Here is a 26,362-nt window from a genome sequence, read left to right as displayed (position 1 = left end):
CAAACGCCCGTCCAGTTGGAGGGCAACAGAGTTAAATCGCTCAAGAGATGAGGATAACGACCTATGCGTACATTTGATTTTGCACCGCTGCACCGTGCCAGCATCGGTTTTGACCAGATCGCAGACCTGATGGACCGGGTTCTGACCAACGACGTGGCGCAGCCCAGCTACCCCCCTTACAACATCGAGAAAACCGCTGCAGATGCTTATCGCATTTCGATTGCCGTGGCCGGGTTTTCGGATGCCGACCTGTCGGTCGAGATGAAAGAAAATTCACTGGTTGTTTCGGCCAAGAAGGCCGCGGACGAGACCGAGCGCACCTACCTGCATCGTGGCATCGCCACCCGCGCGTTTGAGCGTCGGTTCACCCTGGCAGACCATGTGCGCGTAACCGGTGCCAGCCACACGGACGGGATGCTGCACATCGAGTTGCAGCGCGAAGTGCCAGAAGCCCTGAAGCCGCGCCGGATCGAGATTGCATCCGGAAAAGCGGTTGAGCAGGACCTGGTGGACGCCAAGCCTGTCAACTAACGAAACCTCCCACCCCTCGCGTCCATTGCGGAATTTGGGCGCGAGGGGCCAAGACGGTAATCTTTCCCTCCCTCGGTTATCGTGCCGACCCCGTGCCACACTGGCGCGGGGTTTGGTGTATTCGAGGTTCGGGGGGCTCCCGCCCCTTTGGACCTTTCTGACGAAAGGCACCTCAGGGTTGGGCCGGGCGCCACGCTGGCGCGCGGCGCGGTTGCGTTGCGCCGCTGATGTCAGGGGCGGTTGCCTGAGATGGCGAGCCCGTCTGCGACGGCGGTGAAAACTTCGGTAAAGCTGTGTTCGGCGTCGGGGAAGAGGGCGTGCATCGCTTGAGGCACCAGCGACATCAGGCTGGAGCCGCCGACGTAAACAACGTGACGCACGGATTGCGGGGCGCAATCTGCCATTTGCAGGGTGTCGCGCGCGCCTGAGTGCAATTCCATTGCAAAGTTCGATAGGCTGCGCGCGATATCCAGGGCGTCCAGCGGAGCGGAGAGGCCGCGTTCGATCATGTCCAGTTGGATCCTGGCCTGTGCCGCGTCGGGCGCGTTGGCGGCGATCTTGCCGCGTTCCACGGCAAACGCCAAATCATGCCCCAGCTCGTCTTCGAGGACCGTTACAAGGCGCTGCAGTTTGACCGGCTCTTCTGCGAGCGTCAGCATGTCGGATGCCATGCGGCGGGTTTGGGCGGTGTAGAGAAAGGGGATCTTCTCCCACGTGGCGAGGTCGTTGAAGATGGCATTGGGCGTGGTCAAAAGACCCGTGCCAATGTCTTTGCGCAGCTGTGTGCCTTTGCCCAGCAGGGGCATAACCGTGTCGACGTTGATCGCGCGGTCGAAATCTGTCCCGCCGATGCGGATGCCGTGGTTGGCGAGGATGTTAACCTGCCCATCTGCCCTTGTTTCAAACAGCGAAAAGTCCGAGGTGCCACCGCCGATGTCGACGATCAGGCCACGCCCGTTTGTGGCGCCGCTGGCGATAGCTGCAGCTTCGGGTTCGGGCAAGAAGTTTACACCCTTGAACCCGGCGGCCAGATAGCATTGGCGCAGGTCATCCTCGGCCTGCGCTTCCCTTGCGTCACCGGGACCGTGAAAGTTGACCGGACGCCCCGAGAGGGCGGTGTCAAAACTCAGCCCTGTTTGCGCCTCGGCGCGGGTTTTGATGCGCGAGAGAAAGCGAGCGATGATGTCGACGAAGGTGACCCGTTCGTTCAGGATTTGGCGTTTCTCGTGCATCAAACCTGTGCCCAACACGCGTTTGAGCGCGCGCATGAACCGCCCCTCAAGCCCGTTGATCAGGGCGGCGTTGGCGGGAGAGCCGATCAGGGTTTGTCGCGAGTCGAAGTCGAAAAAAAACGTCGTGGGCAGGGTTTTCTGCCCTGGCTCGATCTCGATCAGATGTGGTTTGCCGTCCAGCAGGATGCCTGCCGCCGAGTTGGAGGTGCCAAAATCAATGCCCAAAACAGGGCTGCTCTGTGCCATGCCCGAACCCCTTTGCCTGAAACTGGAAAGCGGCTTGTCTAAGGGCGTGCAACAAGGGCGTCAAGCGAGGATCGCCTGACGCCCTGTCCCGTGTTTAGCTGCCGGTTGAAACGTTGCCGATGGGGAAGAACATTGTCTCACCCGAGGCGTCGTCGACGCCATCGTTGTCGGTGATAATCCAAGCCTGGCCCGAGGGCAGGATGGCCAGACCTTCGACCTTGTCGAGGACATAGCCGCCGGTCGACGTCAGGTCGGGGATCAGATCGCGGACCAGCTCTTTGCTGACGACAGGAAGCACGCCGCCCAGGGGTGCGGGCGTCATCTCGGCTAGCGGGATGCGATAGACCTTTTTGGTGACAGCGCGGTGGTCATGCTGGTTGTCGCGTTCGATGACATAGACATGATCGCCATGGGCCACGATTTCCGACAGGCCGACCCAGCCGGTTGCGGGTTCGGCTTTAGGGTAGTGCACGGCACCCCATTCCTTGGTTTCCAGGTTGTAGGCGACCAGTTTGACGTGGTTTGCCGGGTCGTCTTTCCATTCCCGCTGAACAGACATCCATAGGGTGTTACCGACCTTCGTGATCCCTTCGAACCCAAAGCGTTTCTCAACCGCCATCAACTCGGGAGGCAGGCCGATCTCGCCTTTCTTGGGTTTGATCGAGCCATCGGCTTGCACGTGGTAGACCGCATGGGGGATGACGCGGTCGGTGCGGCCCTCAGAGGCGACGTAGAATCCACCCTGGCCGTCCAGGGTGATCCCTTCGAGGTCGAGTTTCTGCGCGGGCATGCCGTTGCGGGTGATGCGGATCACGTCGGTGATGCGGGCGGGCGACTGGCTAGGGTCGATCTTGAAGATCGAGGGCTGGAAGCCATAAAAGCTGTCGTTGACCGCATAGATCATGCCGTCCTGATCCGCGACCAAACCGGACAAGGCACCCCAACCGATCAGTTCATCTGCGCCTTTGGATGTCAGGTGTGGGTAGGTTGCGGGGCCATCCTGGTATTCGAAGATCGAGACATGTGCTCGAGGGCCTTTGTCTTCGATCAGGTCCTTTTCGTTGGCCGCGACCAACAGGCCGCGTTTGGGGATGGCGACATATCCCTCAGGGCCGACGCCTGACGGCAACAGCTGTTTCAGGACTGGGTTCTTGGGATCGGTCGCGTCATAGACCCCGATAATCGAGGCGCGCTCGGCCCCGACAAAGATCATGGGAGTGTCACCGAAGGTGGCGGCGGTCACGCTTTCGGGTTCAACCCCTTTGCTGTCCGAGCGTTTGTCGGGGTAGTGGCCGATTTCAACGATGGCGTGTTCGAATGTGGTGCCGCTTTCGTAGACGACGGTGCCGTCCTTGGCAAAGATCGTCCAGCCGCGCGAGCCGCCTTGATAGTCGCCTTCGTTGGCGGTGGCGAAATGCTGATCGTCGATCCATTTGACCGCGTCAGGCTCTCGCAGACGGCCCTGTTGGCTCTCGGTGAAAATCAGCGCGCCGCGTTCGTCGGTGGCGTCAATACCATCCAGATCCACGGAACCGGCGGAGAAATGACTGATCACAGTGCCGTCTTTGCCCACTACAGCAATGTGATTGTTTTCCTGCAAGGTGATGACGGTTTCACCAAGGGCGTTGATGTCGACGAATTCCGGCTCGGGGTCTGTTGGGGCGACCGTGGCCAGGCCGGTGAGGTCGACCAGGTTCAGGCCGGTGCAATCCATGGCGCCATCTTTCAGCGGAACCATCGCCAGGTTGCCGGCGGGTAGCTGGGGGATGATGCCGTCGTTCAGGTCCTCGTCGCGCTCGTTTTCGATGGCGACCGAGATAAAGCTGCCATCTGGGGCGGCGGCGATGCTGTCGGGCTGACCGCCCAAGTCACAGGCAGCGGTCTGGGTTTTTCCGGTCAGGTCGATAGAGACCAGCTTGCCCGAAGGCGCGGTGTAGCTTTCGGAGGTGTTGACACCGACAAAGGCGGTCTGGCCGATGACGGCGACGGAAGTGGGCTCGCCGCCCATGTCCAGATTGCCCAGGGGCGCGGGGTTGGCCGGGTCGCTGATGTCGATCATGCCGATGCCGCCCAAGGGGCTGTCGGTGTAGACCAACGTCATACCATCGGCGGTGGCCGCAATGATTTCGGGCGAGGTTTCGCGGCTGGTGTCCTGACCTTCGGCCATGTTCTGGAACACGGGGAAGGTGGCGATCCGGTTGAAATTCATCTCGGCCATCGCCGAACCGGCGGTTAGGGCAAGGGCGGAGGTCAGACACATCAGGCGTGCGGTCATGCCAAAATCCTCAGTTCATTTGTCAGATGAAGGGGGGATGACCGTCAAAGTTGAAGGCTGTGCGACGGTTTTGAATCAGTTTTGTAAGAATGAAGTCCGGACACGGAAACCAAACCTTAACTGATCACCAAGATACTGCGGCTCTGCCCCGTAGAAGGCCCAGTTCAATGGACAGCTCTGATATCGCCCTGGTTCAATCCAGCTTTGCACGCGTCTTTGCCCGAAAGGCTGAGTTGACGGACAGGTTTTACAAGCACCTGTTTGCCTGCATGCCCGAGGTCGAGCCCCTGTTTCGTGGCGATTTCGTCAAGCAAAAAGAGATGTTTGCAACCATGCTGGCGTCAACTGTGCGCAGCTTGTCGAACTATCACTCGTTCACCCAATTGGCGCAAATCCTGGCCCAAAGCCACGCACGGTTTGAGTTGACCGAGGCGCAAATGACAAACGCGGCCCAATCGCTTATGGCCGCGTTGCATGATGTGATGGCGGGGAAGTTGACCCCCGAGGAAAAAGCGGCCTGGACCCGTGCCATCACCAAACTGACGTCGATGATGGTCACGCGCCCCGCCACAAATGCGGGTTAGACCGCCATGCAGATGTACTTCATCTCCAGGTAATCCTCGATGCCGTGGTGGCTGCCTTCACGGCCCAGGCCCGACTGCTTGATGCCGCCGAACGGTGCAACTTCGGTCGAGATGATGCCGGTGTTCACGCCAACGATGCCATATTCCAGCGCCTCTGCGACCTTGTACACGCGGCTCAGGTCCTTGGCGTAGAAGTATGAGGCCAGACCGAAGATGGTGTCGTTCGCCATGGCAATGACGTCATCTTCGTTTTCGAACTTGAAGAGTGGGGCCAGCGGGCCAAAGGTCTCGTCCTGTGCAACCATCATGTCCTGGGTCACGCCGGTGACGATGGTGGGCTGGAAGAAGGTGCCGCCCAGATCGTGCGGCAGGCCACCGCTCAGGACTGCGCCGCCTTTGTCGGTGACGTCCTTGATATGCTCTTCGACCTTGGCAACGGCCTCGGCGTTGATCAGCGGTCCGGTGGTGGTGCCATTGGCCAGGCCATCACCGATTTGAAGCGCCTCAACTGCGGCCTTCAGTTTGGCGGCGAATTCGTCATAGACACCCGCCTGAACATAGATGCGGTTGGCGCAGACACAGGTCTGTCCGTTGTTGCGGAACTTGCACATCATCGCGCCTTCAACGGCGGCGTCCAGATCGGCATCGTCGAATACGATGAAGGGTGCATTACCGCCAAGTTCCATCGAACATTTCATGACCTGATCGGCGGCCTGTTTCATCAGGATGCGACCCACTTCGGTCGAACCGGTGAAGGTCAGCTTGCGGATGCCGGGGTTTTCGCAGAATTCCTTGCCGATTTCCGAAGACGACGACGAGGGCACAACGTTGAACACACCGGCAGGGATTCCTGCACGTTCAGCCAGAACGCCCATGACGATGGCTGATAGTGGGGTTTCTTTGGCGGGGCGCGCCACGAAGGAGCAACCAGCCGCCAGCGCGGGCGCGGCCTTGCGGGTGATCATCGCGTTGGGGAAGTTCCAGGGCGTGATCGAGGCGGCAACGCCGATGGGTTGTTTCAGAACGGTGATGCGCTTGTCGCGCTGGTGACCGGGAATGGTTTCGCCATAGATGCGCTTGGCCTCTTCGCCAAAAAACTCGATGAACGATGCGCCATAGCCGATCTCGCCCACGGCCTCGGCCAAGGGTTTGCCTTGCTCGGCGGTCAGGATGGTGCCCAGATCCTGGGCATTTTCCGTCATCAGGTCGTACCAGCGGCGCAGGATCACGGCGCGTTCCTTGCCGGTCATCGCAGCCCATTCTTTCTGGGCGGCTTCGGCTTGGGCGATGGCACCAGCCACCTGCGCGCGGCTGAGATCCGCGACCTCTGCGATCACGTCACCGCGGGCGGGGTTTGTCACGGCAAAAGTGCCGTTGTCGCCATCGACCCACTGACCGCCAATATAGGCTTTGGTCGCCAAGAGCTCGGGGTCCTTGAGCAGCGATTTCAGATCGGTAGTTGCGTCCAGCATGGGTTGGCCTCCGGCTCAAAAGTCGTTTGTGTGCACACAATGCATCTGCGAGTGGGTTTGTCTAGTGCCAAGCCATAGAGGATGAGCAGTCCAGAGTAAAGTGAACGTTCACTAATGCCCTTGTCAGATCGTGTCACGAAAGGGGTTGCACGAGTCGGGGTATAAGGTCAATGTGCGCGCGGGCTCTGGCGATGGCGTCGCCTCATGCAGCATGCATGCGCCCGTGTTCTGTCCTGAACGCCAGGACCTTTCTGAAAAGGAGGGTCACACAATGACCATCACCACACCGCGTCCGGATTTCTACCGTTACCACAACGGGGTAAAAGCACCGCTTCCCTTTGCCGACAGCGAATATGAGGCGCGTCTTGCTGAGTTGCGCGAACGGATGGAGGCCGCTGGAGCCTCGGCTGCCGTGTTCACGTCGATGCACAATATCGCGTATTATTCGGGCTTCTTGTACTGCGCCTTTGGTCGTCCGTACGCTTTGGTTGTGACCGAAACTGAATGTGTCACGATCAGTGCAGGCATTGATGCGGGTCAGCCTTGGCGGCGTTCTTATGGCGACAACATCACCTATACCGACTGGCAGCGTGACAATTACTGGCGGGCGATTCTGTCGGTGACGGGCGAGGGGCAGGTCATTGGATATGAGGGCGATCATCTGACGCTGATGCAGCGCGACAAGATGGAGGATTTCCTGAAACCCATCACCATGGTTGATCTATTCGAGACGACCATGCGTCAGCGGATGCATAAATCGCCTGCCGAAATCGCCCTGATCCGCCACGGTGCCAATGTAGCCGACGTCGGAGGCTACGCGATCCGCGATGCGGTCAAGGCTGGTGTGCGCGAGATTGACGTGGCCATGGCCGGTCGTGATGCGATGGAGCTGGAGATCGCCAAGCGTTTCCCGGATGCAGAATACCGCGACACCTGGGTCTGGTTTCAATCTGGCATCAACACCGACGGCGCACACAACCCAGTGACGGGCCGTGTTCTGGAGCGTGGCGACATCCTGTCCCTCAACACTTTCCCGATGATCAGCGCCTACTACACTGCGCTTGAGCGTACGATGTTCGTCGAAGAAGTTGATCCGGCTTCGCTCAAGATCTGGGAGGCAAACGTGGGTGCCCATGAATATGGTATGTCGCTTCTGAAACCTGGTGTCAGCTGTGCGGACGTCACGCATAAGATCAATGAATTCTTCCAAGAACGCGATCTGCTGCAATACCGCACGTTTGGCTATGGTCATTCGTTTGGCGTGCTGTCGCATTTCTATGGCCGCGAAGCCGGGCTGGAGCTGCGCGAGGACATCGACACGGTGCTGGAGCCGGGGATGGTGATCTCGATGGAACCGATGCTGACGATCGCGGATGGTGAGCCGGGCGCGGGAGGTTATCGCGAGCATGATATCCTGGTGATCACCGAAGACGGCAACGAGAACATCACTGGCTATCCCTATGGGCCGGAGTTCAACGTGGTCGGGTAAAGAAAAAAGGCCGCATCATTTGATGCGGCCTTATTCGTTTCACTGCAATCAGAGAACGGGCACTCGCGCAGATGGTGGGGTCGATCGCGAGCGGCCGGTGCGCATTTTCCCGTCGATCATCACGGCCGCGATGCCGGGAATGTTGCCGACGGCCATACCGCCCAGAACGTCGTCCCCGTCCGAACCCATCGGGCGGTCCATGAATACCAGGTCAGCAGGGCGACCAGCCGCCACGATACCCTGTTCCAACCCGCGCCGTTTGGCCACGTTGCCGGTGCCACAGCACCAGGCTTGCTCGGCGGGAAGGCCACCAAAGCTGGCCAGCAGAGTTGCCATGCGCAGCATGCCGTTGGGTTGCACGCCAGACCCGGCGGGTGCATCCGTTCCGATCAGGAAGTCGGCCAGACGACCCTCGGCCATTGCGCCTTCCAACGCGACCAAAGCAGACTTTTCGTTGCCGTTGTGGACAGCCTCGAGCGCACCGTTTGCGTGACGACAGAGTTCGCGAATTTCCTCGTGCGGGATCGATGTGGGACCGCCGTTGATGTGGCTGACCACATCGGGCTGCGCCTCGATCACGTCGGCGGCGGTGACGTGGTGCGATCCGGCAATCGAGGGGCCGCCAGTGTGCATAATCGTCTCGATCCCCAACTCGCGGCACCACCCGGTGACACGGGCTGCATCGGGCCCTTTGGCAACCGTGCCCAGTCCGATCTCGCCGATGTGACGGATGCCGGCCTCTTTGATGCCGACATAGAAATCGCGGTCAAAGTCCAACTCGGGCACCGGCGCGCCGGCGATCACTTTGGCCCCGGCTGAGCGGAAGTTGGAAAAGCAGCGCTGCGCCACCATGGCCAATGCCTTGACCCCCTCGGCATCTTTGGGGCGGCCAGGCAGGTGCACTTCGCCGGCCGAAATAAAGCTGGTCACCGCGCCGTTCACGTTCATTTCGATCCAGCCGACTTGGTTTTGGCGCGGGGTCCAATCGCCAAAGACCGGGTGGCAGTGGCCGTCGATCAAGCCCGGCGCCAGGGCGCATCCAGCTGCGTCGATGACGCGGTCAGCGTCGCCCTCTTCAAAGCCCAGGATCACGCCATCTTCGATCATCAGGCAATCGCTGTCGGCCAGCGGCGCATCCAGATCGCCGGTTAAAAGGCGGCCAATGTTGCGGATAAGCGTGCGGCCTGGTTCCGGGGTGTCCTTTGCTACGTCAGCCATCTTGTCTCCTGTTGCTTTCTTTGGTCACGCAATGGCCCGTTGCTTTTCACGTGGGTCAAAAGGGGCAAAGTAAAGGGTCAATTACGTTAGTGTGCTAACGTTTTATAGCGCAGCTATTCGTGATTCACAACTGTTGTGTCAGGGCAAGTTTTGGGGGGCTTTGTCGTGGATCTGATTTGATCCGGAGCAGGGGGCCAGCGATCTGACCCCCTGAGATTGGTGCATCTATTGGTTGGGGAAGTAATCTTCGCACTCGCCGTCGCGGTAAACGTCCGCGGTGCAGCAGTGCAGGCCACCGCCAAAGGCATAAGCATCGCGCAACTCAACTTCGACCACTTCCATGCCCAGCTTGTCCATCTGCTCGGCCTGATAGACCTCGGACTTTTCGACGCAAACGGTTTTGGGGTCCAGCACCAACACGTTCATCGACAGCCAGGTCGAGGAATAGCACAGCGGCGGGGGGGTATTGTGGGCGGGTTGTGCCGCGTCCACGATTTCCCAACCGTTTTTATGGAACATCTCGCGCTGTTCTTCAGGCAGGCGGCGCTGGGGGTTGTTGACGATCAGACCCGGACGCAGTGGGGTGAATGTCGCGTCGATGTGGATCGGATAAGGGTCACCGGGGAAGTTCACCGTGTGCACGCGGTGATCGGGGAAGTGACGGCGCAGCCATTCGATGCCTTTGAGGTTGGTGGTGAAGCCATGCTGCACCACCAGGTCCTTGCCGAAACGCAACACGTCGGCAGCGTCGAACAACGGCTCTTCTTCTGTGGTGACAAAGAACTTTTCAGCGGCCCACTCCAGACGTTTGGCGTCGCCGATCTTTTCGCTCAGATAGTCCGGGTGATAATCCGCATCCGTCAGGCGCGGTTTTGGCGCGGCCTCGTGACGGAAGTTTGGATCTTCTTCCCAATATTGCTTCAGCAGCGGGCGGTAGTTCAGGTATTCGAACCAGCGACAGCGATAAGACATCGTCGCCTCAAGCATCTCGTGCCCCACAGTCAGCAGCACGTCGCGCGGCGGCATGCAGCCGAACTGGCTGTCGGTGTGGAAATCAGGCGTGGTCACGGGCTGAGAGTGGTCGATGGACACGGGGCGGTCGACGCGGACACCACGTTTGCGCAACTGATCGGCAAAGTTGTCCAGCAGTTCGTTGGCGCGGTCAATCGTCTCTTGCGGGCGGCGACCCCACTGACCGCGCATGTCGCTGTCTTCGGGCACCTTGGCGTCCAACGCGGGTTCTTCGGGGGGGATGTGGCAATCATCGGCCCGGCCCACGATTGCATGACGCAGGGTGTCCCATTCATTCCAGCTTTTGACTTCAGTTTTTTCAGGCGACCAGGCCATGGGTGCCTCCATCTTTTGGGGGAGGCATCAGGCGGGGCCCTCAATCTCCCGATTGAAAGTCCCGGCGTACAGGAGCGTGGGTGCGGGGCGAGAGATCGTCTCTGGCGACGCCATCGCCTGTGAGCCCTGTGGGCGATATAGCATTGGTGAAAAGCGCGGGGAAGACGGTTTCGCGCGCCATTCCCCTTTCAATTCCGATCCCGCTTTGCGAGACTTTCGCTGAATTCAGACTCGTGGGGGATGTAAATCATTGTAACATTCCCTATATACAATGGTATACAAACAAAAAGGGATAGAGCGGCATGTCGAATAGTGAATTTGAAACGATGATCCAGGAAACCCAGCGGCGCGTACGTGAAAGCCAGTCGCAGATCGAAGGGCTGACCAGCCGGATCGAGGCTGCGCGCGACAAGATCGGCACGGCCGAGGCGGACATCGACATTGAAAATGCCACTCTGGAAGACGTTCATGCCCACACCGAGGTGATGAATTCAAACATTGCCGAGCTGATCATGGGGCTGGACGATGTGACATCCGCCTTTTCCAAGGATTTCGACGAGATGCGCTCGAAAACCGGATGGGAGAGCTTTGTTGGCATCTTTGCCAAGGCCAAGTCGGAATCGATGCGGCAAGAGCGGATGCGCACGGCCAATATCGACGACAAATTGCAGGACCTGATCGCCAAGTCGGATGTGATCGTGCAATTGCTGCAAGGGCAGTTGGGTGTGCTCGAAGAGCAGCGCGAGAAGGTGGAAACCAACCTGACCTCGACGCTGGATGACCGTGAGTTCACGGTGCAAGAGCTGGAAGGTGTGCGGGCTGAGATATTGGGCATGGACCCCAAGATCATTGAGCTGGAAAACAAGATCAGCGTCGAACAGGACGCCGCGGCGCGCACCAAGCTGGAAACCGAGCTGGCTGATCTGAACAAAACCTACAACGCATTGGTGCAGGACGAGCAGGTGAAGCTTGCCAAAAGCCAGACCTTGGAGCGCTATATCGAAAAGGGCAAATCCTGGGTAGATTCATTGCAGAACCAGGCAGCGACGCAGATGGTGCTGATCAACAAGCTGCAGACAGACACGCAGCAGCGTGTGGTGCTCTATGATGCGCTGACCAAATCGTTGAAGACGGCGCAACAGCAGGATGTGGCGCACCGGATCAACGAGATCGGCGTGCAGACCGACCAAGAGGCGCAGACCGCCATGGCCGCCATCGGCACCGCGACCAATCAGAAGATGGCCGACATGCTGGAAGCGCATGAGGACCACATGGTATTTGCTCGCGACGTGTTGGAGAAGAAGGCCAAGGCGGATGAACGGTTCGCGCGCCGGTTCGCCTCGATCGTCGAGAAGCACGACAAGAACTTGTACGGCGGATGACTATTTCCGAAAGAACAATCCTAAAGCTGTTCTTTTGGGGCTGTGGCATCATTGGGGGGATGACTCTGGCCATAGGGCTTGGAGTCGAGAGTACGACGGCATCTGCTTTGGGAACTATGTTGCTCGCGTCGGCCCTTTTGGTGGGCTTCCTATGGAGCGTCCAGGCCTGCTTGAGTTTTTTGAGAGACTACGGTTTGGGCGAAGGTACTGCCCAACTTTACGGCGAAGCGCATGCAACGCGCATTTTTGGTGAAGACTATAGACGACCGACAGATGACTGACCCAGCCCGTGACCACGTCGGCCTGACCGACACATTTGCCTCGCGCCGGTATTTCCGCAAGTTCGAGGTGATCACTGTCCACCTGTTGCGTGTGGCGGCGAATATGCAGGCCGAGGGGGCGATCTCAAAAGAAGAGGTCAAGATCGTCTCGCGCTATCTGTCGGGGCTGCTTTACACCTTTCGCGCGCTCAGCATGAAATACCTGCTGGTTGGGCGCGATACGGGGCGGTTCTTTGGCTCTTTGGCGATGGACCGGCGCGATAGCGGCTTTCCGGTCGCGGCCGAGTTGATGACCATGGCCAATGACGCGCAGCAGGCGCAGCGGCATCTGGAAAACATGCCGTCCGAGGTGCAGTTGAAGCACGACATGGTGCGCCAGATCATCGGTGAACAGCAGGTGCCCACGCGGCTGCAATTCGCGCTGTCCCAGCGGCTCTACTACGAAGAGCTGTTGAAGGGAGAGCTGTTTTGGGCGCGAAATGACCCCGAAAGCATCTGGATTGGGACCACCGATGATCGGCGCAGGTTCATGCTCCATTGGGCGGTCTATGACAGTCAGATCAACCTGCCGGTGATTTATCTGATGGAGGTCGAAGACAGTGGCAAAACTGCGCTGCCCAAGGACGAACGCCGCTGGCCCGAGGTTCAGGCGCATCTGATGGCGCAATCCTTGGGTGGGCTGAAGCTGGTGACGATTGCCAAAGGGTTCGATCAGGACTTTGACGATCTACATCCCAAGCGGCTGAAACGGTTCCACGTGGGGCCGATGTATTCCTCGGCCTATACCGAGCAATCTGGCCCCTTGCGGCAGGTGCTGGAGGATGCCGGGGCACCCGAGGGCCAGGATTGGGCGCTAGCCTGGACCACCGAAGAGCTGGAAAGCGAAGATGTGGTCGAAGAGCGCGCCGGGTGGTTTTCCACCGTCGAGCGCGAAGTCTTTGCGCTTGATCCCTTTGGCGGGCGCGGGGCCGAAACCGGGGCTACGCATACACAACGCTCGATCATCCTGCCGCAACGCCCGTTTCAGGTGTTGGCTGAGCAAGATCCACCGGGGTTTGGCGACGTGCGCAAGTTCGTTGTCAGCACGTCAGGGCAGGTGTTGCGATATTGATTTTCATGCCTCCGGCAGCCGTATTTTGAACAAGAAGAAGAGTGGGTTGGTGAAATGAGTTTGACGTCAGACCAGATGGAATTGCGCGAAGAGGATATTCGCAAGCATTACCCCGCAGCGACCGCGTTGCTTGAGGGGTTCGATCATGCGCCCCGGATCGCCAAACCGGTCGCTGAAAACACGGCTCCTGAGCGCAGCCCCGGTGTGGGCACGCGGCGGCGGTTTCGCTCGACTACGCCGGGTCTGGCGACGCGCCGCACTGTGCGGGCTGATGGGGTGCATCTGATCGACCGGATCGAAGCGGCGGATGATGGGGATGCGCTGACCTCACCCTTGCAGGCGACGGTGCTGCATGGTTTGCGGCGGGCGGTTGCGATTTCTCTGGCGATGGGTGAGGTCTATTCGGACCAGACCGCGCTGGGCGATCTGAAGCGGGCCAATCTGGCTGGCGATCTGCCACCTGCGCGCAAGGCCGAGTTCTCTGAGTTGCTGACGGCTGAAGCGCTGATCACTGCTCATGTTTTTGGCAATGCGCTGGCGTACTTGATGTCGTCGCACCTGACCGAAATCACGGTGGATGTGGGCGAGGTTGAGGAGTTGTTGACCGACAATGGCCAGCTTGCCCTGCATGGCGCGCTGTGGGAGCTGGATCAGGTTCTCGCCACCAAGGCCCCCGACGACGCGCATCTGGTGGCCGCTGTCAGCGCCTATGCCGAAGGGCTGATGGAGAAGGCCGCGCAGCGCGCGCAGATGGCGCAGCATCTGGTGGGCTTTGCAGGCAGTGCATGGCGGGTCGAGGCGGATGATCTGACCTTGCGGGGATTCGAACCGGCGTCCAAGGCGAAATCCACCACGCTGACCATGACGTTCAAGAAGCCGACCGAGGTGGTGGGCAACCACATCGCCAAGTATCAGGCGCTGCGGCTATCCAAGATGCTGATGGCCTATGATTTTGACCGCCGCCTCAACCCCTTTGCTGAACTCGGCGGGTTCATCTTTACCTTCATGGGTGATGGCAAGCCGGGGACGGGCAAGACGACGCTGATCCAGATGATGGCGGGGTTGCTCAATGACTACTGCCAGGTCGCGGGCTATCCCTTCCGCTATCAGAACCTGAGCACCGACAATATCGACAGCTACCAGGGCAAATCAGGGCAGAACGCCAAGGCGTTCATCAACACGATCATCGACCCGTCCGTGATCGGTTTCGGCACCATCGATGACATCGACCAGCTCGCGGGTAAGCGGGGCGACCGGCAGTCCAGCGCCGGGCAGCTGGAAATCACGGCGGTTTTGATGGAGAGCTTTGCGGGTGCCAATACGGTCGTGCGCGGCAACTGCACCTTTGGCATGTTCTCGAACTACCCCGAGAATGTCGACGACGCCCTGCGCCAGCGGGCGGGCGCGCGGTTCCTGGTGGACGGCCCGCAGAGCCGCGAGGATTACATCGACATCCTGTCGCTGCTCATGGGTAAGAACCACGACATCCCCCTGGGGGATCATGCTCTGATGGCCGCACAAGAGATCAAACGCGCGGTGGCGGCGAGTTTTGAAGGCCATAATCGCCCCCATGAAGAGGGGCTGATGCGGGTGTTCGACCAGGTGTCGGACAAGATTGGGTCACTGGATACGATTGCCAAGCTGGGCACGTATCTGAAGGGCATCCAGCAGGCGGATGAGCGGTTCACGGGCCGCGCGATCAAGAACATATCCGACGCCGTGAAAGTCCGTGCGATGGACTTTGAGCTGCCGGATGAATGGATGGAGAACCCCGAGCTGTTCCTGTTCAAGGACTACGACACCAAAAAGGCGATGATTTCCGAGCTGCGCGTGCCGATTACGGTGGACATGGTGCTGCAAGAGATCAACCGCTACGCCGACAGCGAATTCCGCTATGCCGACAAGAGCGACGAGGTCGCGATCGAAGCCATGGTCCGCGACTTTGGCCGTCAGGAAGAGGCGAAGAAGCGGTATTTGGAGGGGAAGTAGGGTGCAGGTGCTGATTTACATCGTGACCTGTGCAATCTGCGCCTATCTGGGGAGTCGATTTGTTGTCTGGGTCGTCAAACGGAGCCTACCTGTGCCGTCGGGTGTATTGTCAGCGATCCGGTTTCTGTTTTGGTGGATGCTGAGCGTGTCGGTCAGCTTTGCCATCTATTTTTTGGTGTTATTCTTTGGGGTGGCTGCCTTGAGCCGTATCTGGACGATTCAGTCAGAGATTGGGGGAGGCGTCGCGCAGTTCGGGTTTCTGATCCTGTCCGTTCCGTATTGGGCGGGCCTATTCAAAGGCATCGACTTGCAACTGTCCACGAAGGCCGCGACATGATGTTGGCAACAAAGAAACGGACTAATATCGCCGACGTGAACACACAACAGATGTCTCCGCAGACCAGCGCGGCTCTGCCGCGCAGCCCCCTCCCTTCCCCCCATGGGGAGTGATCAGGCGGTGTGCTCAGGGAGTTTCTCTGTGAATCGGTTCGCTATTTGGCTGATCTACATTTGGTTGTGGTGGCGTCCTGGAACAAAGAGTGACACTGAGTTACGTCTCGCGGCTTGCCGCTATTGGATGCGGCTAGATTGGTTAATCCGCTTCGGGGTGCTAACGACAGCTATCCTGCTAGCTTCGGCGTTTTTGTTTTCTTTGTCCGAGACCTGCTCCATAGGTGCAGGTAATTCAGAACCTGTCTGTGAGATGCGACTGATTGCGTTTTGGTATGCACCTGCAAACGAAGTTGGGGATACACTAGCAGGCCTAGCTGGAGCGTTGGCTTTTCTTTGGTTGGTTTTGACGGTCTTTCTGCAGGGAAAGGAGCTGCGAGCGCAAAGACAAGAACTTCAACTAACACGAATCGAAATGAAGGGTCAGAGCGCAGCTACGCAAGATATGGCCGCAGCTATGAAGCAACAATCAGAGGCCGCACACGAGCAGATCGCTTATCTCCGGCTGCAAAACGAACGCGAAAAGAGGAAGGGTGCTTCCGAAGACTTCGATGGTCTTTGCAAGCTGGTTGAAAAAATACTCGGTTCTTCCGATTGGGAGAAGGTCCACTGGTTAGCTAGGGAATGGGGGGGAGACGGCGAAGTTGTTCAGGAATTTGGATTGGGTGGCCGAAGAGAGGTTTTCTCTGCTGATGACGCAGGAATAAGCAGATTGTATTCTCAAACGCTTAGTCTTGTTACACGTTTAGATGATGAAATCGTTGAGACGCAGTTACCCCCTAAGTACGCGTGTTTTCGGCGTCTGCTTGAGGCTGTCAAAGAGATAAACGATTTGCGACATGACTTGTCACCGGACCGACTGGCTGAGTTCAATGGGTGGAAACTGGATCGAGTGTTAGTGTTCCTTTTGAAGATTGATGAAGATCAGTACTGGTCTGGCATCTCGAGGAGAAAGAGGAAGAAATGAAACGCCTCATCCAAAAAGGCCTGATGTTTGGCAATCTGGTCCATATCTCCAGCCCGGCCCTGATCGAACGCTATAACCGCGCGCTTGGGCATCTGAGCGGCAAGGCCACGCAGTTGAGTGACTTTCACGTCGATATCTCGGGGTTTTCGCCGGAGGTGGGGGAGGAACTGGGTGACCCGCTCTACCTCAACCCCAATGGGGTCAATCGGCAGTTCATTCTGCTCACGACCGAGCAGAAGCGGGCGCCGCTCTTGAATGTGAAATTCTCGACCTCACGGGATATTCTGCGCCAGTTCATCGAGGACAACGAAAGCCAGCTGTTTGCCCTGACGGCCACGGATGCGGTGGCGGGTGAGCTGGTGAACTCGGTCTTCAAGATCCGATCGGCGCGGGATCTGTTTGATCTGAAAAGCGTGGAGGTTGAGGCCGACACCGTGGGTGGGACGCTCAAGACCGCGACGCAATTGGCGAATATGGTCGAGCGGTTCAAGACCGAGGAGGATGCCTGGTTCGATGATGTGCTGATTGCCGATATGATCGGGGCGGCCAAGCAGACCGGTGATGTGACGCGCAATCCGGTGCATCTGAGCCAGGGGACGTTTGAGCAGGGCGCGTTCTGGACGGCGCATTTTGGTGGCATGTATCTGTTCACCGATCTGGACCATCCGGCGGTGATCGTGAGCGGCGAGAAGCCTGACGAAGACCTGCCGATCAAGTATGTCTTTGACTTGAGCGACCGGAACCGGATTGCCAAGTTTCTGGACTACAACGAATTGGCCGAACCCATCGTCAAGGCGCGTGGCGTGGATGCGGCGGCGATCCTGCAGCAGAAGATGGATTTTATCACCATCGACACAGCGGCAAATGCAGGCATCGACCTGAGTGAACTGGGGCGCGGTGACATGCGGCGGCTGGCGCGGCGGCATGTGGATCAGCTGACCGAGGTGTATCATGGGCTTTCACAGCTGATGTCCTGGGCCAAGTCGGGGGGCAGCTGGCCGCGCATCAGCTCGGACCATCCGGCGTATTTCTATACTTTGCGTGCAGCCGACACACCGCACCGCGATCTGGTCAACATGCTGCTGGCGGAACTGTGCCCGCTGGACGTGCGCCAGTTGTTCATCTGCCACAAGGAGCTGTTCTATCGCACCTACGCGGGCTGGCCCGAGACCAAGAAGGCCTATGTTGCTGATTTCCTTGAGCAGGAGTATCAGGTGGACAAGGCAGGCGCGCGCGAGGCGCTGTTTGGCCACGAGCCGGATATGGATGGCGAGGCGCAAGTGGATGATCTGATCGAGCGCGTCGGACCCTGGGGCGCAGTAAGGAGGCCGTAAATGATCGTTATGTTGCGGTTGATGATCCCGCTGCTGATTGTCCTGACAGTGATCTACGTGATCGTGTCGATCTATTCCCGGCGCGTGCGGCGCGGCAAGCTGGAAGCGCATTGGGACAAGAAGGGCATGACCGGCGACCGCGAGGCGTTCATTCAGCGCGGGCTGAAGAAATACGATAGCTCGTTCCGGCGCAAACTGATCCTGGGTGTGTATGTTGTCCCGCTGGGGATCATCGCGTTCCTAGTTTATTATTCGAACTTTATGTGAGGGCCTGATCCATGGCTTACATCAAATGGGCGTTCATTATCCTGTTTTGGGGCACTGTGGTGGCTGTTCTGCACTACACCCTGCCGCAGCACGATATCGTCCGTGTTAGCGACACTTACGAAAAGCGGATCGATCCGGGGGAGAACAGCCTGTTCTGGGCCGCGCAGGATGTGGGCAGTGACACCACGACATCGAACCGGGACGTGTTTTTCATCCAGACCCGCAAAGCCAACGGCAAGGTCATGGTCTATCGCAACGAAGACACCGGCTGGGGTTGGCCGCCTTATTTCAAAGTGACATCGTCGAACCTGCAGGCCGAGGCGGCGGATTTGAAATCATCCGAGGCCGACCCGAAATGGGCTGTGATCCGTCATTATGGCTGGCGGAACGAGTTCATGTCGATCTTTCCCAATGCCGTCAAAATCTGGCGCGTGGATGGGCCCGAAGTGCGCATCATCCCGTGGTTCAACATCATCTTCCTGATCTTTTTTGCGGCCATCGGCTGGGCGCTTTATGTCCGCTGGCGGCGCTTCCGTCAGGCGCGGATCGACCCGATGGTCGAAAGCGTCGAGGATAGCCTTTACGCCGCTGGCGATGCCATCGACGAAAAGCGGGGCCGGTTCCGAAAATGGCTGGACAGTTGGAAGTCCTGACAGGTTGATCCCAAGCGCCACGGCCTTCCGTGGCGCTTTTTTCATGTCGGTGAGGTGGTTGAAACAGGTCGTGGCTTACATATCTTCTGTATATTGTCTCATATGACAGTAATTAGGAGAGTGATTATGCCCGTTTTGAGTTTCAACAAATCCATGCGTACCGTTTTTGCGGCTTCTGTGGGCGTGGCCCTGTCGGCGCAAGCGGTTCTTGCCGACAAGGTCGAGGATGCAAAGGCGTTGGTGGACAGCTTCTATTCGAACCTGATCCGCGAGAACTATCCACCGATGATCAACATGTTCATGCCAAATGCGACGGCCCAATACACGACCAAATACGGCTATGGGCTGCCTGACGACGTGTTCAACTTCACCCCTGAAGAAGTACAAGCCTATGCTGATATCGAGATTCCCGAAGAGTACCTGGAATACTTCAAGGACTACAACGAACTGGACCGCAGCTATTCCATTTTGAGTGTCCAAGAGAGCGGAGAAACCGTCACGATCACAGGTCAGGCCGTGCAAAGCTATGAGATGAAGAACTACAAAGGTCAGAACATTCAGACCGACACCTTTGTCGTCAAATTCCCCGAGGGCGTCGAAACGCCGTTGATCGCGGATTACAAGGGAGTGCTGACGTTCAAGTAGGGGTTTGGATCAGTCAGCAAACAAATGGTCGGTCTGCGCAAGGCGCAGTCCTTGCTCCCATGAGATCGACAAGAACTCGGACAGTTTTTCGGCGTTTTCCTCGGGTTGAGCTGACTCGCGCATGCGCACGTAGCGGGCAAAGCCTGCGTCGCGGATGCGGTCGCCCTCATATGCCAGATCGTTGCGGATCGTGGGCAGCAGACGTTCCAGCGTGGCTTGCGGGGTGCGTTCGCCTGCAAGCCCCACGCGGTGCGCATGACCGATCAGGTATTCGTCGGTGAACTTGCACTCGATCTCTAGCATGCGGGTGATCGATCGGTCCGAAAAGAAGTCGTGCATCAGGTCAAGGTTTGACGGATCCATGCAGATGATCAGCCGATCGGTGTCATAATATTCGAACAGCATCCGCATCAGTGCGCGGCGGTGACGGGTGCGCTTCTCCAACGTCGCCTGAATGCCGCCGAGGTCCGGTAACGGCGCGCTTTCTTCATTGAACAGATATTCGATGGTTGGCACATTCATTACATGCCGCATGTGTTCCAGCAGTCGCTTGGCCACGTGCCATTTCTTGCACACCACGATCATCAACTCGCGCTCTCGACCCAGAGAGCTTTCGGTCTCCCAAAACCGCATGCCGAACCGGCGGCCGATCCGGCCACGTCCGGTCAGGAACTTGAACAGGCTGCGCCCCTCGTTCGAGATCTGGAACTGCACGTCATAGGCCGCGTAAAGGCGACCCAGCCGCGATTTGAGCTCTTTTGCTTCGGGGCTGATCTTGCGTGCGAACAGGAAATCCTGACTGAGCAGCAGGTCGTAGTGGTCATTGTAAAAGGTGACCGGCATCCCGTAGTCAGAGAACATTAGAAAGGTCAGCGTGCGGCTGTCGATCTCGTCCTCGGGGATAAGGTGACGCACAAGGGTTTGAAAGAACGTCTCGTCCGGAATCCATGTGGTGGCAAAAAACCGCATGACATCACGGCGGGTTCGGGTGAACTCCAGAATCCATTCGACCGTGCGGCGGCGCAGACACCACCATTGGCTACCGATCATGATCTGGATGTCGTGGGGAATCTCGCGTGTCCAACCCAACCGCTTTTGCAGGTTGAACATGGCATAGAAACGCTTTTTCTGGGTCCGTTCGTTGAACCAATGGCGATAGATCAGCCGTTCTTCTTTCCAGCCGGTCTTGATCCAGTCGCTTTCAAAGTAGTCAAAGCTTTCGACAAAATCCTTGTCGTTGTTGTCCAGAAACTGATGCGCGTATTCGGCTGTCTTGATGGCCATGCAATCGCCCGATAGCATGTAGAAATGTGTGGCGCGTGGAAACTCGTCGGCTGCCGCCTCGATCGCATAGAGCGTGGCCTGAACAAGGGACCATTCCCCCCAACCGCATTTGATGCGCTTGCGGGCAAATGTGACATTTGGGTTGTCAGACAGGGCCGTTTTGATTTTGCGAAAATGCTCTGACTTGGCGCTGGCATCAAAGTGGATCGCCATGTAGTCGCCGGCCGCAGTGAGCCGCTCGGCCTGCATGATGATGGCATCCGGATCCTTGTGGCACAGCAAGATGTAGGCAATTTTTGCCATATTGGAAACGATGAACCCTTGTTTCTGCCCTTTGTTTACCCTGTTAAAGGTGAAGACCGATTGAATAAACAGGGTTTATTTGGTTTTTTGAGGCAAAGACGCCTGTGGCTTAAGCTAGGGCGAAACGGGGTACGGAGGCAAGGCAGATGGGTTTTCCAGGCACCTGGATGACGGAAAGTGAAAGTGTTGTGTATCGAGTGGTGCCAAAATGTGCCTGCTCGACCATTGGTCAGATCATGTATTACTCGGATCATGGCGAGTTCTTTGATGGGGACATTCATGACGCCAAAGGGGGAATGCACAAATGGGCATTGGACGAAAGCCAGGGGCCCATCACACGCAATGTACAGGCGCACAAGTCATACGCGTTCACCTGCGTGCGCAACCCCTACACACGGATTCTGTCGTCGTTCTTTGACAAGATTTGCGGCATCCAGCGCAACGGCAAGCGGTATCGTGGCAATCTGGTGCCTACGCTGATCTACAAATACGGAATCGAAGTTGGCGGCGACGACGGCAAGCAGGAGTTCGATCAGATCAAGAGCTTTCGCCGGTTCCTGCTCTTTGCCCGTGACACGATCCGCTGGCGCCGCCCGATGGACCCGGACATTCACTGGTCCGCGATGTCCGGCCATGTCTCGACCTTCATCGCCAATGGTGGTCGCTATGACAACATTGTTTGGACGGAACAGTTCAACGACGGCATGCAGGACGTGCTGAACCACATCGAAACCCCGGTGAAAGTGGATCTGGGGCAGATCCCCAGGTTCAACGAATCCGAAGGTCACGGACCCAAACGCGCTCACCCGGTCGAGGATTACTTCGACGACCTGTCGATGCATCTGGTGTACGAGATCTACAAACGGGATTTCGAGCTGTTCAAATACGACTTCGAAAATCCCGCCAACAAAATGCCGGTTGATCAAATCGACCTGGATGAGGTGCACGCCAAGCTGTCGTGACAGCTTGCGCCTGGATCAGACGCGCCGTGCCACCAGATATCGGCTGGGGGGCGCGGCCGGATAGTTGCCGGTTTCGATGATCTCGAACCCGGCGGCCGATACCTCGCGTTCCAGTTCTTCGATCGTAAGGGAGCGTACAAAAGGCGCTTTACCGATCATCTGCATCAGCGGAATGGCCAGTTTCATGATCCGCAGGCGCAGGGGCAGGCCCTTGGCGTTCAAGCAGACGGATTTCGAAATGAAAAGCCCACCCGGTTTGACCATCTGATGAATGCGCTTCAAGTCCTGGGTAAGATTGGGCAGCAGATGAAGCAGGTTCAGGGCCAGCACTGTATCATAAGACGCGCCCGCCAACTGCGGATCAGATACATCCGCTGCAATGAACTCCACATTGGTCACTCCTTGATCGGTGGCCTTGGTTCGGCCGATTTCGGTCATCTTCGGGGACAGATCGCTGGCGACGTAACGTGCAACGCTGGGGGCCAGCAGCAAGGCGGTTGATCCGGTGCCCGCGCCCAATTCCAGAACATTGTCTTCCGCGCTCAAATAGGACCGGGTGCGCTCCAGCGAGTATTCATAAGCTTCGACGTCTTTGATGGGGGATTTGGCATAGCGTTCGGCAATGCCATCCCAAAATGCAGTCGCTTGGGTCATAGTGCGATCTCCTTTGTGCGAGTGATAACTCATGCGAAAACCATTGGTGAATTGCCCAAAACCGTTCACCTGCTATACACAAACGCATGAATTGGCAGGGTGTCTCATTTGACTGGTCCCATGTGCGGGCCTTTCTCGCGACGGCGGAAGAGGGATCTTTGTCTGCCGCGGCACGTGTCTTGCGCCAAACTCAGCCCACTGTCGGGCGCCAGATTGCGGCTTTGGAACAAGCCTTGGGCGTGACGCTTTTTGAAAGGTCTGGCCGCTCGGTGGCGCTGACCGAGGCGGGGCGAGAGATGCTGAGCCACGCCAATTCCATGCGCGAGGCAGCGATGCACCTGTCATTGGTGGCCAGTGGTCAATCGCAGTCTATCGACGGCACCGTGCGCATCACCGCGTCCGAGGTGTTTTGCACCCATGTCATGCCTCACGTGTTACTGCGCCTGCGCGAGGTCGCCCCCAAGCTTGAGGTCGATGTGGTATCGGCGGATGACCTGCGAGACCTGCAGATGCGCGAGGCGGATATCGCCATCCGTCATGTCCGCCCCGAACAGCCCGAGCTCTTTGCGCGACTGGTAATAGAGACGACGGCGCACCTCTATGCCGCACCCGGTTATCTGGCCGAACGGGGACGACCCAATTCGGTTGCGGACCTCGCCCGTCACGATTTTATCTCATTCGGGGATATTTCGCGGATGATCGAGTTCTTTGCCGAGCAAGGTGTCCAGCTATCGTCCGAGAACTTTCGCATGGGGTCGACATCGGGCAGCGCCGCCTGGGCCATGGTCGAGCAGGGGTTGGGCCTTTCGCTGATGGCAGATCAGGTCGCGCGGCGCTGTCCTAGTGTAGAACGGGTGGTGAGCGCATTGGAGCCGGTGCGCTTTCCGATCTGGCTGGCCACCCACCGTGAGTTGCACACCTCGCGCCGCATACGGTTGGTGTTTGATCTGCTGGCTGATTTCCTGTCCAAGGACGCGGCGTAAATCGTCGTTCTCTTGTCAGCCCGGTCTGGGCGAGGTACGGCGCTTAGCAGATCAATCAGAGCAGTTATCATGTCCGAGTTCATTTCCACCCTCAGTTGGCCCGACGCCATTGGCACGCTTGGCACCCTGATCATTGCGTTTGCCTATTTCGCCACCCAGATGCGCTATTTGAACTCGGACGACCTGATGTTCCCGGTGGTCAACCTGTTGGGGGCGCTGTTGTTGATCTATTCGCTCAGCCACAACTTCAACCTCGCTTCAATATTGATGGAAGGGTTCTGGATCATCATCAGCGTCGTGGGAATTGTTCAGAACCTGCGCGCGCGCCGCTCAGGCTGATTTTCGGTGCAAGACCCGCTTGCGCCGGGACGCTTGCGCGCCTAAATCTGGCCCCCATGGCCAAACAAAAGACAGATCCGAACTACAAGGTGGTTGCCGAGAACCGGCGGGCCCGCTTCGACTATGCAATCGAGAGAGATCTCGAATGCGGCATCATGCTCGAAGGGTCCGAGGTCAAGTCGATGCGTGTCGGCGGAACCAATATTGCCGAAAGCTATGCCACGGTGGATGATGGCGAACTGTGGCTCGTGAATTCCTACATCGCGCCTTATGAGCAGGCCAAGATGTTCAAGCATGAGGAACGGCGGCGGCGTAAATTGCTCGTCTCGCGCAAGGAACTGTCGGATTTGTGGAATGCTACGCAGCGCAAAGGGATGACCCTGGTGCCACTGGTTCTGTATTTCAATCACCGCGGTCGGGCCAAGATCAAGATCGGCATCGCCAAGGGCAAGAAGAACCACGACAAGCGCGAAACCCAGGCCAAGCGCGATTGGTCGCGTCAGAAACAACGTCTGCTCAAGGATCACGGCTAACCGGCAAGACTGGCCGGGAATTCCGGACTTGTTTCGCCGCCTGGCCAAGGGCAGTGTACCTGCATTTTGCAGGTCATTTACTTATGCATATTTCCAACCGGGCAGAACCGTCACGGCCCCCGGATCAGGACGATGATGTTCTGGACCGAATTTATGACGTCGCCCTAAACCCCGACCGTTTCGAAGAACTGGTGGATTTCTGGCAATCCCACTTTGGCGCAGCAGCTGTTGCGATGGACGTCCCCTATTTGGGGCGGCACATGGACCGGGCCGAAGAGTTCCTGGAGCGTCTGGACGATCCGATGGGCGAACTGACCACCGTCCTGAGCCGTTTTGAGCAGGTCGCCGCATTTGCGATCGGCGCGGATCTCAGAGTGATGCAAGTCAATGAAGCAGCCCATCAAAAGTTTGCATTGACCATTGGGTCCAGTGTCAAGCAACTGCCGTTTCACATTGGTGATTGCGACGTGATTCAGCACCGGGTGCAGCGATTGTTCAAATCTGGTGACCCTCAGGGTTGTCTGTTGCGGGTGCGTGGGGCGGACAAGGGCCAGATTGTCGTCGTGCAGTTGGTTCCGATCCACACTGCGCAGCATGAGCAGTTGGCTCTGGTTACGACGACGATGCTGGCGTGGCCCATTGGCGTCGAACGTGCCCTGCGCGCGGCTTTTGGGCTAACCACGGCCGAGGTTGAAATTGCCCGGCACCTTACGATGACAACCAGCCTGCAAGAAGTCGCTGATTTGCGTGGACGGGCCATTGCGCTGGTGCGAACCCAGTTGAAGACGATTCTGCACAAGACCGAGACCAAATCTCAGGTCGAGCTGGTGCGGCTGGTTCTGCCCATAACGGCTTTGGCGCCGCCTGCATCGCCGACTTTGGAAACTAACCCGCAGTTCCAGATGCTCGCCCTGCCGGACGGGCGTCGGTTGCAATACCGGACGTTTGGCGCCCGCTCGGGTACGCCATTGGTCTTTTGGCCTTCGGACTACGGCTTTCACGTCTGGCCCAGCCAGGCCGAGGTGGCAGCGATCCGCATGGGGTTGCGGGTCATCGTCCCTGTTCGAGGGGGCTATGGCGCGTCTGACCCGATCCCTGCCGACGTGGATGTGACGCAGGCCATTGTTCAGGATGTGGCCCATCTGTTGGACGAGTTGCAGATCGACAAATGCGCGCATATGGCCATCGGTATCGACTTTGTGCTGGCACTGCGTTTTGCCGAGCAATTCCCGCACCGGTCACGCGCGATTGTCGCCTTTTCTGGGGTTTTGCCTGTGCATGGGGATATGCAATTGGCGCGCATGGACAAATGGCATCGCTTCATTCTGGCGACAGCGCATTTCTCGCCCCGATTGCTGCCGTTCATTGTCAAAGCGGGCTTCCTGATGGCGCGTCGTCAAGGCAAAGAGGCTTTTGTGCGCGCCGTGTTTGGTGGCTCGCGGGCTGATATGGACACGTTCGCCAATCCGGGCGTGCGGCAAGCGATCTTGCAGGGAACGGATTTGACCCTGTCCCAGGGTCATTCCGCGCATGAGATGTTCGCACGGCTGACGGCTTATCAGATGACCCAGGATTGGGGGCGATGGTTGACCTCTGTTCGCGGTACGGTTCCGATTTCGTTTCTATGCGGTCTGCAGGACACCCAGGTGCCGCGAGAAACCTTGGCCGAATATCAGCGGGCCTATCCTTGGATTGATTTCCAGCTTTTTCCTGATGCCGGACGTTTGGTGTTCTTTCGCCATTGGCGGGTGGCGCTTTCCAAGGTGGCGGCTTCCGAAAAGTGAGGCCCGTACCCCATTTGGGATATGCCAACTGACTTGGATTTTCGCAA

At 58.1% G+C, this 26,362-nt stretch carries 24 protein-coding genes; 17 read left to right on the top strand and 7 right to left on the bottom strand.

Features of this window, described 5'->3' with window-relative positions:
• Window positions 1-63 precede the first annotated feature (63 nt).
• Window positions 64-531: an Hsp20 family protein gene (locus TRM7615_RS19665; protein WP_108790903.1), complete on the top strand. Its 468-nt coding sequence runs from the start codon at window positions 64-66 to the stop codon at window positions 529-531.
• A 230-nt stretch (window positions 532-761) separates the two neighbouring features.
• Here TRM7615_RS19665 and TRM7615_RS19660 read toward each other — a convergent pair whose 3' ends face one another.
• Both TRM7615_RS19660 and TRM7615_RS19655 read right to left on the bottom strand, forming a co-directional pair.
• On the bottom strand, window positions 762-2,009 hold the full coding sequence (locus TRM7615_RS19660; protein WP_108790901.1) for an Hsp70 family protein: 1,248 nt from the start codon (window positions 2,007-2,009) through the stop codon (window positions 762-764).
• Between the two features lie 94 nt (window positions 2,010-2,103).
• Window positions 2,104-4,284 carry an esterase-like activity of phytase family protein gene (locus TRM7615_RS19655; protein WP_108790899.1) on the bottom strand — a complete coding sequence of 727 codons (2,181 nt, stop codon included), beginning with the start codon at window positions 4,282-4,284 and terminating at the stop codon, window positions 2,104-2,106.
• A gap of 167 nt (window positions 4,285-4,451) precedes the next feature.
• Here TRM7615_RS19655 and TRM7615_RS19650 point away from each other — a divergent pair, with 167 nt between their 5' ends.
• Window positions 4,452-4,868 carry a globin domain-containing protein gene (locus TRM7615_RS19650; protein ID WP_165821482.1) on the top strand — a complete coding sequence of 139 codons (417 nt, stop codon included), beginning with the start codon at window positions 4,452-4,454 and terminating at the stop codon, window positions 4,866-4,868.
• On the opposite strand, the gene TRM7615_RS19645 is transcribed toward TRM7615_RS19650, so the two are convergent.
• A complete protein-coding gene (locus tag TRM7615_RS19645) occupies window positions 4,865-6,340 on the bottom strand; it encodes an NAD-dependent succinate-semialdehyde dehydrogenase (RefSeq protein WP_108790895.1) in 1,476 nt (491 codons plus the stop codon). The genes TRM7615_RS19650 and TRM7615_RS19645 overlap by 4 nt on opposite strands.
• 271 nt (window positions 6,341-6,611) lie before the next feature.
• Here TRM7615_RS19645 and TRM7615_RS19640 point away from each other — a divergent pair, with 271 nt between their 5' ends.
• A complete protein-coding gene (locus tag TRM7615_RS19640) occupies window positions 6,612-7,829 on the top strand; it encodes an aminopeptidase P family protein (RefSeq protein ID WP_108790893.1) in 1,218 nt (405 codons plus the stop codon).
• Between the two features lie 48 nt (window positions 7,830-7,877).
• Here the strand turns inward: TRM7615_RS19640 and TRM7615_RS19635 are convergent, their stop codons facing one another.
• Window positions 7,878-9,047, bottom strand: a complete 1,170-nt coding sequence (locus TRM7615_RS19635; RefSeq protein ID WP_108790891.1) for an amidohydrolase family protein — start codon at window positions 9,045-9,047, stop codon at window positions 7,878-7,880.
• Between the two features lie 225 nt (window positions 9,048-9,272).
• Window positions 9,273-10,394: a serine/threonine protein kinase gene (locus TRM7615_RS19630; RefSeq protein WP_108791065.1), complete on the bottom strand. Its 1,122-nt coding sequence runs from the start codon at window positions 10,392-10,394 to the stop codon at window positions 9,273-9,275.
• Window positions 10,395-10,696: 302 nt separating this feature from the next.
• Between TRM7615_RS19630 and TRM7615_RS19625 the strand changes: the two genes are divergently transcribed.
• The 9 genes from TRM7615_RS19625 (at window position 10,697) to TRM7615_RS19580 (ending at window position 19,473) form a co-directional block, all read left to right on the top strand.
• Window positions 10,697-11,776 carry a coiled-coil domain-containing protein gene (locus tag TRM7615_RS19625; protein WP_108790889.1) on the top strand — a complete coding sequence of 360 codons (1,080 nt, stop codon included), beginning with the start codon at window positions 10,697-10,699 and terminating at the stop codon, window positions 11,774-11,776.
• A 273-nt stretch (window positions 11,777-12,049) separates the two neighbouring features.
• The gene (locus tag TRM7615_RS19615; protein ID WP_108790884.1) at window positions 12,050-13,168 is read left to right on the top strand and encodes a hypothetical protein; all 1,119 of its coding nucleotides are present in this window, start codon (window positions 12,050-12,052) and stop codon (window positions 13,166-13,168) included.
• 54 nt (window positions 13,169-13,222) lie between these two features.
• Window positions 13,223-15,157: an AAA family ATPase gene (locus tag TRM7615_RS19610; RefSeq protein WP_108790882.1), complete on the top strand. Its 1,935-nt coding sequence runs from the start codon at window positions 13,223-13,225 to the stop codon at window positions 15,155-15,157.
• A 1-nt stretch (window position 15,158) separates the two neighbouring features.
• The gene (locus TRM7615_RS19605; RefSeq protein ID WP_108790880.1) at window positions 15,159-15,494 is read left to right on the top strand and encodes a hypothetical protein; all 336 of its coding nucleotides are present in this window, start codon (window positions 15,159-15,161) and stop codon (window positions 15,492-15,494) included.
• A 141-nt stretch (window positions 15,495-15,635) separates the two neighbouring features.
• Complete coding sequence (locus TRM7615_RS19600) at window positions 15,636-16,574, top strand: hypothetical protein (protein WP_125133715.1); 939 nt, start codon at window positions 15,636-15,638, stop codon at window positions 16,572-16,574.
• A complete protein-coding gene (locus TRM7615_RS19595; protein ID WP_108790876.1) occupies window positions 16,571-17,908 on the top strand; it encodes a DUF6638 family protein in 1,338 nt (445 codons plus the stop codon). The genes TRM7615_RS19600 and TRM7615_RS19595 overlap by 4 nt, the downstream gene beginning before the upstream one ends.
• Window positions 17,909-18,175 carry a hypothetical protein gene (locus TRM7615_RS19590; protein ID WP_108790874.1) on the top strand — a complete coding sequence of 89 codons (267 nt, stop codon included), beginning with the start codon at window positions 17,909-17,911 and terminating at the stop codon, window positions 18,173-18,175.
• Between the two features lie 11 nt (window positions 18,176-18,186).
• Window positions 18,187-18,828, top strand: coding sequence for a DUF1523 family protein (locus TRM7615_RS19585; protein WP_108790872.1), 642 nt, complete (start codon window positions 18,187-18,189; stop codon window positions 18,826-18,828).
• A 126-nt stretch (window positions 18,829-18,954) separates the two neighbouring features.
• Window positions 18,955-19,473 carry a hypothetical protein gene (locus TRM7615_RS19580; protein WP_108790870.1) on the top strand — a complete coding sequence of 173 codons (519 nt, stop codon included), beginning with the start codon at window positions 18,955-18,957 and terminating at the stop codon, window positions 19,471-19,473.
• 9 nt (window positions 19,474-19,482) lie between these two features.
• Here TRM7615_RS19580 and TRM7615_RS19575 read toward each other — a convergent pair whose 3' ends face one another.
• Complete coding sequence (locus TRM7615_RS19575; RefSeq protein ID WP_108790868.1) at window positions 19,483-21,060, bottom strand: DUF5928 domain-containing protein; 1,578 nt, start codon at window positions 21,058-21,060, stop codon at window positions 19,483-19,485.
• A gap of 146 nt (window positions 21,061-21,206) precedes the next feature.
• Between TRM7615_RS19575 and TRM7615_RS19570 the strand changes: the two genes are divergently transcribed.
• Entirely contained in the window at window positions 21,207-22,022 is an 816-nt protein-coding gene (locus tag TRM7615_RS19570) for a sulfotransferase family protein (RefSeq protein WP_108790866.1), read from the top strand.
• A 15-nt stretch (window positions 22,023-22,037) separates the two neighbouring features.
• On the opposite strand, the gene TRM7615_RS19565 is transcribed toward TRM7615_RS19570, so the two are convergent.
• Window positions 22,038-22,676, bottom strand: coding sequence for a class I SAM-dependent methyltransferase (locus TRM7615_RS19565; protein ID WP_108790864.1), 639 nt, complete (start codon window positions 22,674-22,676; stop codon window positions 22,038-22,040).
• Between the two features lie 86 nt (window positions 22,677-22,762).
• Between TRM7615_RS19565 and TRM7615_RS19560 the strand changes: the two genes are divergently transcribed.
• From TRM7615_RS19560 to TRM7615_RS19545, 4 genes are all read left to right on the top strand, one after another.
• Window positions 22,763-23,659, top strand: coding sequence for a LysR family transcriptional regulator (locus TRM7615_RS19560; protein ID WP_108790862.1), 897 nt, complete (start codon window positions 22,763-22,765; stop codon window positions 23,657-23,659).
• A gap of 69 nt (window positions 23,660-23,728) precedes the next feature.
• Window positions 23,729-23,998 (top strand): CBU_0592 family membrane protein, encoded by a 270-nt coding sequence (locus tag TRM7615_RS19555; protein ID WP_108790860.1) that lies wholly within the window; start codon window positions 23,729-23,731, stop codon window positions 23,996-23,998.
• Between the two features lie 56 nt (window positions 23,999-24,054).
• Window positions 24,055-24,531: an SsrA-binding protein SmpB gene (gene smpB, locus TRM7615_RS19550; protein WP_108790858.1), complete on the top strand. Its 477-nt coding sequence runs from the start codon at window positions 24,055-24,057 to the stop codon at window positions 24,529-24,531.
• An 83-nt stretch (window positions 24,532-24,614) separates the two neighbouring features.
• The gene (locus TRM7615_RS19545) at window positions 24,615-26,315 is read left to right on the top strand and encodes a hypothetical protein (protein WP_108790856.1); all 1,701 of its coding nucleotides are present in this window, start codon (window positions 24,615-24,617) and stop codon (window positions 26,313-26,315) included.
• Window positions 26,316-26,362 lie beyond the last annotated feature (47 nt).

This window comes from Falsiruegeria mediterranea M17 (assembly GCF_900302455.1).
GTDB classification, from domain to species: Bacteria; Pseudomonadota; Alphaproteobacteria; order Rhodobacterales; family Rhodobacteraceae; genus Falsiruegeria; species Falsiruegeria mediterranea.
The sequence above is the reverse complement of the archived record's forward strand: the minus strand, read 5'-3'. Positions and strand labels throughout refer to the sequence as shown.

Bases quoted from the DNA above. Each gene is read 5' to 3' on its own strand.
- TRM7615_RS19665 (WP_108790903.1), top strand. From the start codon at position 64: ATGCGTACATTTGATTTTGCACCGCTGCACCGTGCCAGCATCGGTTTT.
- TRM7615_RS19660 (WP_108790901.1), bottom strand. From the start codon at position 2,009: ATGGCACAGAGCAGCCCTGTTTTGGGCATTGATTTTGGCACCTCCAAC.
- TRM7615_RS19655 (WP_108790899.1), bottom strand. From the start codon at position 4,284: ATGACCGCACGCCTGATGTGTCTGACCTCCGCCCTTGCCCTAACCGCC.
- TRM7615_RS19650 (WP_165821482.1), top strand. From the start codon at position 4,452: ATGGACAGCTCTGATATCGCCCTGGTTCAATCCAGCTTTGCACGCGTC.
- TRM7615_RS19645 (WP_108790895.1), bottom strand. From the start codon at position 6,340: ATGCTGGACGCAACTACCGATCTGAAATCGCTGCTCAAGGACCCCGAG.
- TRM7615_RS19640 (WP_108790893.1), top strand. From the start codon at position 6,612: ATGACCATCACCACACCGCGTCCGGATTTCTACCGTTACCACAACGGG.
- TRM7615_RS19635 (WP_108790891.1), bottom strand. From the start codon at position 9,047: ATGGCTGACGTAGCAAAGGACACCCCGGAACCAGGCCGCACGCTTATC.
- TRM7615_RS19630 (WP_108791065.1), bottom strand. From the start codon at position 10,394: ATGGCCTGGTCGCCTGAAAAAACTGAAGTCAAAAGCTGGAATGAATGG.
- TRM7615_RS19625 (WP_108790889.1), top strand. From the start codon at position 10,697: ATGTCGAATAGTGAATTTGAAACGATGATCCAGGAAACCCAGCGGCGC.
- TRM7615_RS19615 (WP_108790884.1), top strand. From the start codon at position 12,050: ATGACTGACCCAGCCCGTGACCACGTCGGCCTGACCGACACATTTGCC.
- TRM7615_RS19610 (WP_108790882.1), top strand. From the start codon at position 13,223: ATGAGTTTGACGTCAGACCAGATGGAATTGCGCGAAGAGGATATTCGC.
- TRM7615_RS19595 (WP_108790876.1), top strand. From the start codon at position 16,571: ATGAAACGCCTCATCCAAAAAGGCCTGATGTTTGGCAATCTGGTCCAT.
- TRM7615_RS19590 (WP_108790874.1), top strand. From the start codon at position 17,909: ATGATCGTTATGTTGCGGTTGATGATCCCGCTGCTGATTGTCCTGACA.
- TRM7615_RS19585 (WP_108790872.1), top strand. From the start codon at position 18,187: ATGGCTTACATCAAATGGGCGTTCATTATCCTGTTTTGGGGCACTGTG.
- TRM7615_RS19580 (WP_108790870.1), top strand. From the start codon at position 18,955: ATGCCCGTTTTGAGTTTCAACAAATCCATGCGTACCGTTTTTGCGGCT.
- TRM7615_RS19575 (WP_108790868.1), bottom strand. From the start codon at position 21,060: ATGGCAAAAATTGCCTACATCTTGCTGTGCCACAAGGATCCGGATGCC.
- TRM7615_RS19570 (WP_108790866.1), top strand. From the start codon at position 21,207: ATGGGTTTTCCAGGCACCTGGATGACGGAAAGTGAAAGTGTTGTGTAT.
- TRM7615_RS19565 (WP_108790864.1), bottom strand. From the start codon at position 22,676: ATGACCCAAGCGACTGCATTTTGGGATGGCATTGCCGAACGCTATGCC.
- TRM7615_RS19560 (WP_108790862.1), top strand. From the start codon at position 22,763: ATGAATTGGCAGGGTGTCTCATTTGACTGGTCCCATGTGCGGGCCTTT.
- TRM7615_RS19555 (WP_108790860.1), top strand. From the start codon at position 23,729: ATGTCCGAGTTCATTTCCACCCTCAGTTGGCCCGACGCCATTGGCACG.
- smpB (WP_108790858.1), top strand. From the start codon at position 24,055: ATGGCCAAACAAAAGACAGATCCGAACTACAAGGTGGTTGCCGAGAAC.
- TRM7615_RS19545 (WP_108790856.1), top strand. From the start codon at position 24,615: ATGCATATTTCCAACCGGGCAGAACCGTCACGGCCCCCGGATCAGGAC.